This window comes from Vibrio sp. 10N.261.52.C11 (genome assembly GCF_041471405.1).
In the GTDB taxonomy this organism is placed as follows: domain Bacteria; phylum Pseudomonadota; class Gammaproteobacteria; order Enterobacterales; family Vibrionaceae; genus Vibrio; species Vibrio crassostreae_C.
Genome location: NZ_JBFROI010000011.1, coordinates 66,588 through 79,730, shown reverse-complemented (window position 1 = coordinate 79,730; position 13,143 = coordinate 66,588). Strand labels below are relative to the sequence as shown.

The following is a 13,143-nucleotide window of genomic DNA, read 5'->3' as shown; positions in this document are numbered from 1 at the left end:
TTGACTTTGTAAAACCTAAATACCAGACTGAAAACGTTAACTTTTTGTTAAAGGTAAAGGAATGCACGAAAGCAATAAGCCCATTTGGCAGCCAAGCGAGCAGCGTATCGCCAATGCCAACTTAACCCGATTCATCGATAGCCTTGAACAGTCTGGGTTAAACCTAGATAGGGACGTAAAAAACTATGCCGAACTCCACCAATGGTCTGTAGTTCAGCCGGAATCGTTTTGGCAAAACGTGTGGCAGTTTTGTGGAGTAGTCGGCTCACAAGACTCTATTAACAAGGCAGAAAGCGAGACCATCAAAGCTCAAGGTGGGAGCCGCTGGCAGCAGCCTAAATCGAACCGTGATGCGGTTTGGTTTCCCAATGCACAAGTAAACTACGCCGAGAACTTGCTGCGTTTGGCACACACCATGCCTGATGAGCTTGCGATTTGGTTTGAGAATGAACGTGGCGAACAACAGAGTTATACATGGGAAACCCTGTGTGAAGCTGTCTCTAGTGTTCAGCAATGGCTTGTCGATAGCGGAGTGAAACAAGGTGATATAGTTGCTGCGTATACTCCCTATCTGCCACAAACCGTGATAGCCATGCTAGCCGCCACCAGCTTAGGCGCGATTTGGACATCGACCTCGCCTGATTTTGGAGTAGAGAGTGTGATTGAGCGATTCGGACAGGTGAAACCTAAGGTGCTGTTCACCTGTGACGGTTACACCTTCAATGGCAAAGCGTTCGATATGGCGGGCAAGAACCGTGAAATCATCGAACACTTAAACGAATTAAAACAGGTGTGTGAGATCGGTTATTTGAAACCGAGTAATGACTTAGAGAAGAGCGATTTAGAGAAGAAAAAAGTTGAACATGATGTGTCGATTCTAAGCTGGCACAGCATCATTAATCACTATCAGACAAAACCTCTTCGATTTACTCGTGTCGGCTTCAATGAACCGTTGTTTGTACTCTACTCTTCCGGCACCACAGGCAAACCCAAATGTATAGTGCATTCTGTCGGTGGCACTACCATCAACCACCTAAAAGAGCATCAGCTTCATTGCGATATTAAACCAAGAGATCGCGTGTTCTACTACACCACTTGTGGTTGGATGATGTGGAACTGGCACGTATCTGCGCTCGCCAGCGGTGCTTGTTTGGTTATCTTTGATGGTAGCCCGGTTTACCCGCAACCTAACGTTCTATGGGATTTAGCGCAGCGTGCTGACGTATCGACATTTGGCACCTCAGCCAAGTACATAGAAGCGATTGAGAAAGCCGAACTCTCACCAATCGACAGCCACTCTCTGCCTCAATTAAGAACACTGTGCTCGACGGGTTCTGTGCTTTACCCAGAGCAGTTCGATTACGTTTACAAGCACATCAAGCAAGACCTGCATTTAGCGTCGATTTCTGGCGGCACGGATATTTGTGGCTGCTTTGTTTTGGGTAACCCAATCTCGCCTGTGTATCGCGGTGAGTGCCAACAGGCCGGGCTCGGCGTCGACATCAAGGTGTTCAATTCGTCTGGTCAAAAGGTCGATCACGAACGTGGCGAATTAGTATGCACCAACTCCATACCCAACTTCCCCGCTGGCTTTTGGAATGACACCGGAGAGCGCTATCACAGCACCTATTGGGATAGGTTCGACAATGTGTGGCATCACGGTGATGAAGTCGCACAGAGCGAACATGGCGGCTACCTGTTCTACGGGCGAGGCGACACCACACTCAACCCCGGTGGCGTGCGAATTGGTACGGCCGAAATCTATCAGCAAGTGAACACCATTGACGGCATCATCGATTCGATAGCAGTCGGTAAAAACATCGACCGCAATGAACAGGTATGGCTGTTTGTTCAGCTGCAGCAAGGTGTGAGTTTAGATGAAAAGTTACTGACAGCCATCAAAAGCAAACTCAAATCCTCTTGTTCGCCAAGACACGTGCCAAGCCAGATATTTGCGATCAGCGACGTGCCAAAAACACGCTCTGGCAAACTGGTGGAGTTGGCTGTGAAACAGGTGATCAATGGCAAAAATGTAGAAAACCTCGGGGCTATCGCTAACGCCGAGGTTTTGGAAGAGATAAAGAGTGTTGTTTCGCTTTAGCGTTGAGCCTTAGAAAGTGGCTAACTATCTCCGATTTTCATTTGGCTGTCAGATAACACCTAGAGTAAAGGCAGCCGATTGAAAACCGAATCGAAGCCACTATTAAAGCTCATGAACCCTCTCATCAGTTTGGCTTCGTGCCTTTTCTAAAGCTCTTAATGCGATCTGCTCATCATATTTAAAACAAAAATAGAAAATTAATCATTTTATAGCCAGAGATAATATTCACTAAAGACGAATCATTCATACCAAAAAAGCCTCCACCGCTAGATTGTATCCAAGCTTATGGATATTTAATCGAATTGCAATAACTCCTATTTCCACAGCTCCATTTCTAGTGAAATAATAATTTGATAACTATCACATTTAGGACGATTATTTTCCCATACTATCTCGGTATGTTAATTACTTAAGAGTGATTAAAAACTTAGTCACTGTTATTAATAAGCTTGAATTTAATTAGAAACAAGCGGTTAATCCCTACGTAAAATAAAATCATTATTAAATGATCGGAGACATTATCATGCGCATAGTATTAGCTTTAGGCGGTAACGCTCTTTTAGCAAGAGGCCAAGCATTAACGGCTGAGAACCAACGTGAAAATATAATCAAATCAGCGGCGAGTATTGCCGCGATCGCACGCGAGCATGAGATTGTTATCGTTCATGGTAATGGCCCACAAGTAGGTTTGTTGATGGAACAAAACGCGGCTTATAACGAATATTCGCCTGAGACGACCCCGTATCCAATGGATGTACTCGGCTCTCAAACCTGTGGCATGGTGGGCTATATGTTACAGCAAGAACTAAGAAACATTGACCCTGAATTAGACGTAGCGACGCTAGTCACGCAAACTGAAGTATGCAAAAAAGACCCTGCGTTTGCTAACCCAACTAAATTTGTTGGCCCTGTATATACAGAGCAACGAGCTAAAGAGTTAATGGCTCAAAGCACAATGCAGTTTAAAGCTGATGGCGAGTATTACCGTCGCGTTGTGCCTTCTCCTATGCCAAAAAGCATTGTTGAAATTCAGCAAATTGAAACTCTTCTAGATACAGAAAACCTTGTTATCGCTTGTGGCGGCGGTGGTGTTCCCGTGAGTATTGAGCATGGTAAGAGTACTGGCGTAGAGTGCGTAATTGACAAAGACCTTACGGCTGAATTACTGGCTGAAAAAATCCATGCCGACTTATTTATTATCTTAACCGATGGTTCGATTTTCCGTAACTATGGTAAAGAAGACCAAGCAGAAATGAAGCAAGCAACGCCTGCTGGTTTAGCAGAATTTTCATTCCCTGCTGGTTCTATGGGGCCAAAAATTGATGCCGTTTGTAAGTTCGTTGAAGCTGGATTGGGTAATGCGGCGATTGGTTCATTATTTGATTTAGATAAAATAATTACCAATGAAGCTGGTACTCTGATTACTAAAGGTGAAGGTATTTTTTATTATTAATATTATCGAATGATAATCACCACTAATATAAAACCTTGGGGTAAAGCCTTTTAATTAATAACAAGGATTTTTATTAAATCCATATTAGTTCTAAACGAGATAAATATTCACACACTAACTGTATTTAATATATTTAATGTTGGAAACCGCTTCTTTCAAGAAGCGGTTTTGGCAGCGCAAGGGAAGAGTATTTGCATTTACATCAGTGAATCTACATGGACTCATTCGCATCCGCTTGGTTCTCTGGCATCGCGTCGATAAAAGCGGGTAACTGATTACACGCTTCGACAATTGAGTTAATCAGCGGATAAGGTGACATATCAACGCCAAAACGCAGCGCGTTATACACCTGTGGCACCAAGCAAATATCGACAATGCATGGTGAATCGGTGAGGCTATACACCGAATCACCGTGTGCTTTTCTGTGCTTTGCCAGTTTCTCTTCTAGAGCACGGAAACCTTGGTTCATCCAATGATGAAGCCAGTCCATTCTCGCCTCTTGCTCGCACGACAATTCCCGCTCCAAATACTGCAACACGCGCAGGTTGTTCAGAGGGTGAATTTCTATCGCAATATCCTGAGCCATTGCCAACGCTTGATAGCGCAATGGTGTTTGCTCGGGAATCAACAAGGAGTCTGGGCTGCTCTCACATAAATATCTTTCATCCAAGTATTGCAAAATAGTCAGCGACTGATTGAGTTTAACTTCACCATCCACCAGCACAGGCACTAACTCACTGGCGTTGAGCTCACGATATTGTGGATCATGCTGCTCGCCGCCATTACGCACCAAATGCACCGATTTAGACTCATAGTCGAGTTGCTTTAGGTTCAATCCAATACGCACCCGATAGGCGGCCGAAGAGCGCCAATAACCGTAAAGTGTCATGTTCTGATTCATACAATGATCTCGCTCGAGCTGAATCTTTATAATATGGGTTATAACGCTCGATATTGGCTAACTTTTTGGTCAATCGCACCAAAAATGGAATCACCCGCCGTATCAAACATCTCTAGGCGAATCGAGTCGCCAAACGACATGAATTGAGTCGAAGGTTTGCCATCGCGAATCGTCTCAATCATGCGCACCTCGGCAATGCATGAATAGCCCACGCCGCCCTCGGCAATTGAGGTGCCGTGGTCAGTGCCTTGCTTATTCGATACCGTGCCTGAACCTATGATCGCGCCTGCCGATAATGGTCGAGTTTTAGCTGCATGCACAACCAACTCTGCAAAATTGAAGGTCATATCTACACCGGCATTCGGACAACCAAAAGGCTGGTCGTTGTAGGTCGATGTCAACGGTAAATGTACCTTACTGCCTTTCCATTGCTCGCCAAGCTCATCAGGTGTTACCGCAACCGGAGAGAACGCAGAAGACGGTTTAGACTGGAAGAAGCCAAAACCCTTAGCAAGCTCCGCCGGAATCAAACCGCGCAGCGACACATCGTTCACCAACATCAGCAGACGAATCGAATCATGCGCCTGCTTAGCACTAGCGCCCATCGGTACATCACCGGTCACAATCGCAACCTCACCTTCGAAATCGATGCCCCACTCGTCGCTGGCAAATTCGATATTGTCACAAGGGCCGATAAACGCATCTGAGCCGCCTTGATACATTAATGGATCAACCCAGAAGCTTTCTGGCATTTCAGCACCACGCGCCTTACGCACCAGTTCAACATGGTTTACATAAGCACTGCCATCCGCCCATTGATATGCGCGTGGCAGAGGTGATTCACAATACTGAGATGCAAACACTTCACTGCCAGTCACATGCCCGTTGTTTAACGAGGTGTATAACTCTTCTAACTGAGAAGCCACGCTGTCCCAGTTATCCAATGCTACCTGCATGGTTGGCGCTAGATGCATCGCATGGAAAATTTCGGTGGCAGCTACACATTGTTTAAGATCTTTACTTACGACCATCAATAGACCGTCGCGAGTGCCATTTTTCTTGGTTGCTAATTTCATCCTTGTCCCTTACTTCTTATCGTCAGCCATGGTTTGAGAACCTGTCTCTTGCAAACCCGTGTCTTGCCAACTGTAGACATATTCTTTGTTCTCAACGCTATCGAGTTCACCAGAGAACTGCAGCGCATGGCGAGTATCGATCATCACCGCGACTTCATCGGTGAACTTTTTCTTATGCGCTTGCCCAGCCTTAAAGGCTTTAGGGTGAGGCCCATGCGTGAAGCCTGCAGGGTGGAAGGTCACCATGCCCGCTTCAATGTTATCGCGGCTGAAGAAGTCACCAGCGTGATAGAACAGCACTTCATCGTAGTCGTCATTGTTGTGATAGAACGGCACTTTCAACGCACCTGGATCGCTCTCAATCGGGCGTGGCACAAAGGTACACACTACAAAGCCTGCGCCAACAAAGGTCGTATGCGCAGACGGTGGCAAGTGGTAACGATGTGACATCAGCGGTCTGATATCGCGCCAATTCACTTTCACCACAGCCAAATCCCCATGCCAACCAATCGCGTCTAAAGGATTGAACGGATAAGTGATCACACTGACTTTGTCGTGGCGTTTCACCTGAACTTGGGTTTGATCTTCGGAGTACTGAGCGCGGAATTGATCGTTGATCGACGGGATTTCAAGAACCGCTGGATCAAACACCGCGTGATTGCCGACCATGCCCTTCTCAGGCAAGGAATAAGCCGCGTCGGTGTTCTCAATCATCAAGATGAACATCGGCTCACTTGGCTCCAAGCGCCAATTGGTTGAGCGCGGGATCATCACGTAATCCCCTTCACTCACCTCTAAATGACCATAGTCGCAATAGAGATCTGCCCTACCTTGGTGAATGAACAGCAGCTCATCACCGTCAGAATTACGCACCAAGAAATCCATCTTCTCATCCATGCGCCACACACGGATTTTGCAGTCCGCATTGTGCAAAAGATGAGGCACCGCCCAAGGGGTTATCTGGCTGGCTTTTTCCACCAGCGTAAAATCAAAAGCGCGAGGGCGTAAATCACCTTCCCACTCCGACCAACCTGTTGGGGCATGTTGGTGATGGAAGTGAGCGGCAGGGCCGAAGAAACCACTTCGACCCGCCTCTCGCTCATAGATTGCCTCTTCAGGGAAGTCGGCATGCGCTTGTTTAGAACACACCCCCTCCCGATGAGGAAACGAGATCCATTTATGCATCGTCTAATACTCCTCGACGAATCTGGTCCTCTTCAATCGATTCAAACAGCGCCTTGAAGTTGCCTTCGCCAAAACCTTCGTTGCCTTTACGCTGAATGATTTCAAAGAACACAGGCCCGATTACTGTCTGCGTGAAAATTTGCAGCAAGATGCCGTCTTTGGTCGGCGCACCATCAATCAGAACGCGTAGGTCACGCAACAGATCGGTATCTTCCCGGTGGCCTTTTACACGATCGTCAACTTTCTCATAGTAGGTATCTGGGGTTGGCATAAAGTCCATGCCGCGATCACGCAGGGTTTTCACCGTTTTGTAGATGTCATCCGTAGCAAGCGCGATGTGTTGGATACCTTCGCCGTTGTATTCACGAATGAACTCTTCAATTTGTGATTTGTCATCTGAAGACTCATTGATTGGAATACGGATCTTGCCACATGGTGAGGTCATGGCACGGCTCACAAGGCCTGTCAGCTTACCTTCAATGTCGAAGTAGCGAATCTCACGAAAGTTACCGATACGCTCATAAAAACCAGACCACAGATCCATATTGCCTTGTTTCACGTTGTGCGTGAGGTGATCGATCTCATAAAGGCCTACGTCGGCTTTCGCCATGCGCTCTTGCGCGTCATCATAGAATCGGAAATCAACGTCGTAGATGCTCTGCTTGCCGTAGCGATCCACAAAATAGAGCAGGCTTTCACCGATGCCGTAAATGGCAGGAATGCTAAGCTCCATCGGCCCTATTTCTGTCTTGTACTCTTCACCGCCACCCTTAAACGCTTGCTCCATTGCAGCTGTTGCTTCGTTGACACGAAACGCCATGCCACACACCGATGGGCCGTGAACTTTAGCGAACGCTTCCGCTTGGCTGTGAGGCTGTTCATTGACGATAAAGTTGATGTCACCTTGTCGATACAGCCAAGCCTCTTTTGAACGGTGCTTGGCGATCTCAGCAAAACCAAGTGACACAAACAGCGCTTTAAGTTGCTCTATTCCCTTGTGGTCAACGGCCGTGTATTCAACAAACTCGAATCCATCTGTGCCAAGCGGGTTGTATGACTCCACCATGAACTTTCTCCTTGTACCTACTGGTTTTGTGTTAAGTGATTTTTGTCCTTGATTAAATTTGGCCCACAAGCGGAAAGATTGGAATGGATGGAAGGAAATGGGCAGTAACGCTGAAAACTCGTCAAGTTGTAAAATATTTGTTACACACAAAACCTCACAACAAGAAAATGAGTGCTATCAAGGGATTGAAAGAGGGTGGTTTGATTTACAGCAAAGCAAGAGATGTTACTTAATTGTTACAAGTGATTTTTTTGGCTAAAGCAGAAAGAGATAAGTGTATGTTGAACGTAAAAAGAGCATCACAAAACAGGTGATGCTCTTTTAAAAAGCTTCATATCCCAGCGGTATTCTTATGGGACGAAGTATCAAACCTAACCCATTACTTTAATGGTTGACGGTCAAATAGAGGTTGTTTCTCTCGTGAGCACGTCATCAATTTAGGCAATCACAGAACGAGACTTTTTCAAGCGAACTGAAAGCACGGACATTAAACTGATAAGCACCAATAACCCGGTACCGGCACCACTACGTTCAACATCTTCAGCGCTATCATCACTTCTTTCAGCAATGTCTTCACTTGTTGCTCCAGATATCGGGATAAGTTTCACAGCCACCACCCTCTCGTCACCTACTCCATCATTACAATATGCAAAGTGCGCGGTTGAATCATAAGCCATAGAAGAGGAGCTACTTTCACTCGCAAAACATTGTATTGCCGTCCCTGAGATAACACCCGCATCATTAATGTCGGTTGCGTCCAATATTCTAAAGTGGTTGTTGGCATCACTGTCGTCACCACCGTTAGTTAGGTCGTCTAACCACCAAGCTTGATCATTATATCTTGCACGTCTATCAGCATCGGTACCTGTGTCGTTATAAGGGAAAATGAAGCCGCGATGCCTTCTTTCATGTCCGTCTACTTCAGCGTGAGTTTCGGCGTCAACATAGCCAACGATTTCATTGTAGCTGTTGATCTCACTTGCTTTTCCCTCTGCACTGTCAAAGAAAATGTCTTCACCTAAACTTGCGAAGAATGTGGCTGTTGGCGTTGTGTCATTCGCATCAGCGACGAACATACGATTATCAGACACACGATCCGACGGATAATCGCCATCTCGTTTTGCATAACCAATAACCATCATGTTTTCATTAATGTCTGTTGCGACAGAATTACTGTGAATGTATGAATCACTCACTTCTACCGTCGCATTAGCGATAAATGTAGTCGTCCAAGCATTTTCCGAAACGCTGAAATTTGACGTACTGCTTGGCCTAAACACAGCAGCCTGCATAAGAAAGTTATCTGAATCATCTAGTTCCGTATTGTAACCAACTAAAACAGGATAAGAGCTATATGTCCCTCTAGACGAAATCGTTGCAGCCCTCACACTCGCTTGTGCTGAAGCTTCATCATCGTTGTAAGAGTAATAGGTCGAACTGGTTTCCCAATCGGATACTGCAAAACGGTTTCCATCATCATTGGGACCATTCGCATCGGTTATATTCCAGACAAAAGCTCGATTAGCAAAAGCAAAGTTCTGACACTCTGGATATAAAGCAGGCTCAATATCTTCATCGATACAATTATCTAGATCCTCAGCATCACTGTCGGATGTGTACGGAGAGTCATAATCTTTGTATCCATCACTGTAATAAAAAGTCGCAACGGACGCGCTTCCGACCACATAGCTTTCCCCTCCATAACTGAAAGAGTCAAAAGCCATCGTTCTTCCCATTTGGGAGATTATATTCGCTTCGCCGTCAGCATCGCTGATCGTAATGCTGGTATCGGCTTCAGGTTGGAGAACCGTAAATTCAGTGCCTGTATCGTAGTAACCACGCTGCCTATACAACTGAATATATTGGTTGTTATAACTGTAGTAACCACTGCTGGTGTTACCAAGAACAAAACCATTCTCGTCAACTTTAGTGATGACCTTCTCCTCTGTTCCATCAACAAAGGAATAACTATAACTGCTCACATCAGGTGGGTTGCTGCCAACATCTGGGATCTCGCTTAGCGAAGAAGAATCATAAAAAGCCGTGGAATTGGTCTGATAGCTCAGCCCGTAATACGCATCACGCTCATTTTTCAAGCCTCCAATGCCCGCATCATCATCGCCATACCACAATAAAGAACTCCAAGCTTCACAAGTCGCGTAGCCAAGTTCGCTCGTGCAGTAGCTATAGATATCGTCATAATCCAAATAGTAGAACGTGTTATCGATACCAAAGGGGACCTCCTCTTTAAAGGAAAAACCTGGTTCTGCATTTTGAGCTTCCCCTGCGAATGCGTAGTCGGTGTCACCACAACTGGTACTAAAGCAATCCGTTGTACCAAGCTCTGGTTCAACTGCGACCCCATACACCGATTCAGTTTCTACTGGTGATTCCTCCAAAACCACCCTATAAAGCGCAGCGTTACTATAAGAAGCAACCAACAACGTAGAAGAGACAACGACTGATTTTTTTACCATTGCCTTCATTCTACGGCTCCTAAAAAATAATCCATTTCAATACCAACGATAGCTTTCTGCCTTTATTGCTAAAGGCATTAAATTCATGAGTTCAATAGTGGACTAGGATAAAAATAGAAAATGTGGAAACTATGTAGAAACAATGGAGGTTTAAACAACCTGACTTGATGGGCTGATGATCTGATGCCCTATTAAAGTTAAACGCTAACTTTCATCTCCTAGATTTATCCATTTTCTCTGCTAATTTGATCGCTAACCTATTTGCGTCAAAGAAATACACTTATATTTGGTTACGAATAGGAATTAAATTATGAACAAAATCACGACAGCATTACTTTTACTGACATCGACATTCGCGCTTCAAGCGTGTGCTGAAAGCCGTGAAGGCCCAAGAGAAATGCCAAGCTTTGAAGAAATGGATGCAAACGGTGATGGCGAGTTACAATTAGAAGAGCTCAGAGGTCCACTCGCCGATGACTTTGATAAACTAGACGCAGATGGAAGCGGTGGTCTATCGGAAGAGGAAGTTCCGCCACCACCACCAAGACGTCAATAATGGTTAGAGGGTTATCCTAAAATAGTGATAATTCAATGCGAGCTGATGGGGTATAGCACCCTGTCAGCTCGCTATTCATTTCTAACAAAAGAGTGCTTATACATGGCCTAAGATGAATAAAGAAATCAATGTCCATATTTCCCACACGATCGAGGGCTAATATTGGTTTATCTCATTTTATTGTCTTAACTCACTCTATCGTCTTAATTCACTTTAATTTCTGGAGAGAACGTGCGCATATCAATTTTCACCAAACTGTTTGTTTCAATACTAATGGTGTGCGTGACCATGCTCTTTGTACTGACCTATTTTATTAACTCCAGTTTTCAAAGAGGGCTCCAAGATTTCACAAATAATAATGAGATTGCCCTAGCTCAAGAACTCGCCAATAACTTAAAGCAATATTACTCACCTTCCGAAAAGTGGAGGCGGCTAGAGCGTGAACCACATTTAATCGCCAGTAGCATTAGCGGCCCCTCACGACCACATCCTCGTGACAGACACCCATCGCCACCACCATTAAGAGAGCCGGAAGCGCCAGGCCTTCAACCTATTTGGCAACGACTCAACATTTTAGATCAAGACGGGCGAGCCATAATTGGACCGCCTGAAAACCTACATCACCTTGAAGATGGTCAGCATCAAGCACTAGTCGAAATAACACTGGATGATCAAGTTATTGGGTATATCTCCATCGTCCAGATGGATGAAATATCAGGGCCTTTAGCAGAAAGCTTTTTCAAACAACAAACGACGCATGTAAGCACTATCGCATCGATTACCGTGTTGCTTTCATTCCTTATCTCTTTGTTTCTTGTTAGGCGATTTTTGAAACCATTGCGTGCTTTGTCGAAAGGTGCCAAATCTATCGAAAATGGCGATCTCGATTTCTACATTAAAAAAAGCGGCAATGATGAATTGTCCGATCTCATCGGAATATTCAACGGTGTTGTCGAGACACTAAGAAAACAGAAAACACTTAGAGAACAGTGGTTATCAGATATTTCACATGAACTTAGAACGCCTATCACCGTGCTTAGAAGTGAACTAGAAGCGCTACAAGACGGTATCCGATCTCCTGAACCAAAATACATCGACTCGTTACATCAACAAATCATCACACTAGGTCAACTCGTTGAGGATCTTCACCAACTCTCCCTGTATGACATCGGATTTAACCTCAATGTTAAAAACAACGTTGATATACATAAACTGATTGATTCTGTGATCGTTCAAAACTCGATCCGTTTAGAACAAAAAAACATCACATTAACAAAGCACTATGACCATTCGGCGCCACTGTTTACCTCGTGTGATGAGAGATTACTGACACAACTGTTTGTGAATCTGTTGGAAAATAGCGCACGATACACTAGCGATAATGGGCATGTATCGATAGATGTTACCGACATTAGTGATAGTATTATTATCAACGTTGAAGACAGTGATCCAGGTGTACCTGATGCATCACTTCCGCGTTTGTTTGAGAGGCTTTACCGCGTTGATAAATCGCGCAGTCGCTCAAGTGGCGGTTCTGGACTTGGCTTATCTATCTGTAAAAATATCGTTGAAGCGCACCAAGGACACATTACTGCCGACCACTCAGAATTGGGTGGACTACGAATCATCATAGCGTTACCAAAGGAAATAAAATCGTGATTTTAGTCGTCGAAGATGAGCCTGCATTAGCAAGTGTACTGTGTGAGTACTTAGAGCACTCTGGCCTTGAAAGTCATCATATTATCGATGGTAACCTTGTCATTGACTGGGTAAAGCAAGCATCGCCTAAACTCATTATTCTCGACCTCATGCTACCCAATCGAGACGGGTTGGATATTTATCGAGAGCTGAGAACGTTCAGTGACATCCCAGTGGTTATGGCGACAGCCAAGGTCGAAGAGATTGATCGACTCGTTGGGCTTGAACTGGGTGCAGATGATTATATATGTAAGCCGTACAGCCCGAGAGAAGTGGTTGTGAGGGTGAAAAATATTTTGCGCCGTTCCAACAAGCCCCAAGCCACGTCACCAACGAACGCCATTGATATTGATGAATTGAGTATGACCGCCGTCCTATGTGGTATTAAGCTAAGTTTAACGCCAGCTGAGTTTCGGCTTTTGCACCTTCTCTATCAAAATGTTGGCCGCATTTATAGTCGCGATCAATTGATTGATAAAATCTACGACGATAGAAGAGTGGTCAGTGATCGCACTATCGATAGCCATATTAAAAACTTACGCAAAAAAATGGTCTCGATAAATGAAAAATGTGACTACATCAAATCCATTTACGGGATAGGTTACAAACTAGAAATAGAATAATACGAAT

10 protein-coding genes are annotated in these 13,143 nt (G+C 44.9%); 5 read left to right on the top strand and 5 right to left on the bottom strand.

The annotated features are described in order from the left end of the window. Positions 1–61: 61 nt before the first annotated feature. Both AB4323_RS03895 and AB4323_RS03890 read left to right on the top strand, forming a co-directional pair. Entirely contained in the window at positions 62–2,101 is a 2,040-nt protein-coding gene (locus AB4323_RS03895) for an acetoacetate--CoA ligase (protein ID WP_372151666.1), read from the top strand. Between the two features lie 523 nt (positions 2,102–2,624). Then, complete coding sequence (locus AB4323_RS03890) at positions 2,625–3,554, top strand: carbamate kinase (RefSeq protein ID WP_371724785.1); 930 nt, start codon at positions 2,625–2,627, stop codon at positions 3,552–3,554. Between the two features lie 211 nt (positions 3,555–3,765). On the opposite strand, the gene maiA is transcribed toward AB4323_RS03890, so the two are convergent. The 5 genes from maiA to AB4323_RS03865 form a co-directional block, all read right to left on the bottom strand. After that, positions 3,766–4,455: a maleylacetoacetate isomerase gene (gene maiA, locus AB4323_RS03885; protein WP_372098837.1), complete on the bottom strand. Its 690-nt coding sequence runs from the start codon at positions 4,453–4,455 to the stop codon at positions 3,766–3,768. 38 nt (positions 4,456–4,493) lie between these two features. Continuing rightward, on the bottom strand, positions 4,494–5,531 hold the full coding sequence (locus AB4323_RS03880; RefSeq protein WP_371720762.1) for a fumarylacetoacetate hydrolase family protein: 1,038 nt from the start codon (positions 5,529–5,531) through the stop codon (positions 4,494–4,496). 9 nt (positions 5,532–5,540) lie between these two features. Further along, positions 5,541–6,716 (bottom strand): homogentisate 1,2-dioxygenase, encoded by a 1,176-nt coding sequence (locus AB4323_RS03875; RefSeq protein WP_372148151.1) that lies wholly within the window; start codon positions 6,714–6,716, stop codon positions 5,541–5,543. Further along, positions 6,709–7,782 carry a 4-hydroxyphenylpyruvate dioxygenase gene (gene hppD / locus AB4323_RS03870; RefSeq protein ID WP_016785453.1) on the bottom strand — a complete coding sequence of 358 codons (1,074 nt, stop codon included), beginning with the start codon at positions 7,780–7,782 and terminating at the stop codon, positions 6,709–6,711. The genes AB4323_RS03875 and hppD overlap by 8 nt, the downstream gene beginning before the upstream one ends. Before the next feature lie 437 nt (positions 7,783–8,219). After that, positions 8,220–10,268 carry a DUF3466 family protein gene (locus AB4323_RS03865; RefSeq protein WP_065584491.1) on the bottom strand — a complete coding sequence of 683 codons (2,049 nt, stop codon included), beginning with the start codon at positions 10,266–10,268 and terminating at the stop codon, positions 8,220–8,222. A gap of 301 nt (positions 10,269–10,569) precedes the next feature. Here AB4323_RS03865 and AB4323_RS03860 point away from each other — a divergent pair, with 301 nt between their 5' ends. From AB4323_RS03860 to AB4323_RS03850, 3 genes are all read left to right on the top strand, one after another. Continuing rightward, the gene (locus AB4323_RS03860; RefSeq protein ID WP_017072318.1) at positions 10,570–10,815 is read left to right on the top strand and encodes a hypothetical protein; all 246 of its coding nucleotides are present in this window, start codon (positions 10,570–10,572) and stop codon (positions 10,813–10,815) included. Positions 10,816–11,103: 288 nt separating this feature from the next. Further along, complete coding sequence (locus AB4323_RS03855) at positions 11,104–12,474, top strand: ATP-binding protein (RefSeq protein ID WP_372151791.1); 1,371 nt, start codon at positions 11,104–11,106, stop codon at positions 12,472–12,474. Beyond that, the gene (locus tag AB4323_RS03850; protein WP_136974564.1) at positions 12,471–13,136 is read left to right on the top strand and encodes a response regulator; all 666 of its coding nucleotides are present in this window, start codon (positions 12,471–12,473) and stop codon (positions 13,134–13,136) included. The genes AB4323_RS03855 and AB4323_RS03850 overlap by 4 nt, the downstream gene beginning before the upstream one ends. Positions 13,137–13,143: the final 7 nt, after the last annotated feature.

Bases quoted from the DNA above. Each gene is read 5' to 3' on its own strand.
- AB4323_RS03895 (WP_372151666.1), top strand. From the start codon at position 62: ATGCACGAAAGCAATAAGCCCATTTGGCAGCCAAGCGAGCAGCGTATC.
- AB4323_RS03890 (WP_371724785.1), top strand. From the start codon at position 2,625: ATGCGCATAGTATTAGCTTTAGGCGGTAACGCTCTTTTAGCAAGAGGC.
- maiA (WP_372098837.1), bottom strand. From the start codon at position 4,455: ATGAATCAGAACATGACACTTTACGGTTATTGGCGCTCTTCGGCCGCC.
- AB4323_RS03880 (WP_371720762.1), bottom strand. From the start codon at position 5,531: ATGAAATTAGCAACCAAGAAAAATGGCACTCGCGACGGTCTATTGATG.
- AB4323_RS03875 (WP_372148151.1), bottom strand. From the start codon at position 6,716: ATGCATAAATGGATCTCGTTTCCTCATCGGGAGGGGGTGTGTTCTAAA.
- hppD (WP_016785453.1), bottom strand. From the start codon at position 7,782: ATGGTGGAGTCATACAACCCGCTTGGCACAGATGGATTCGAGTTTGTT.
- AB4323_RS03865 (WP_065584491.1), bottom strand. From the start codon at position 10,268: ATGAAGGCAATGGTAAAAAAATCAGTCGTTGTCTCTTCTACGTTGTTG.
- AB4323_RS03860 (WP_017072318.1), top strand. From the start codon at position 10,570: ATGAACAAAATCACGACAGCATTACTTTTACTGACATCGACATTCGCG.
- AB4323_RS03855 (WP_372151791.1), top strand. From the start codon at position 11,104: ATGCTCTTTGTACTGACCTATTTTATTAACTCCAGTTTTCAAAGAGGG.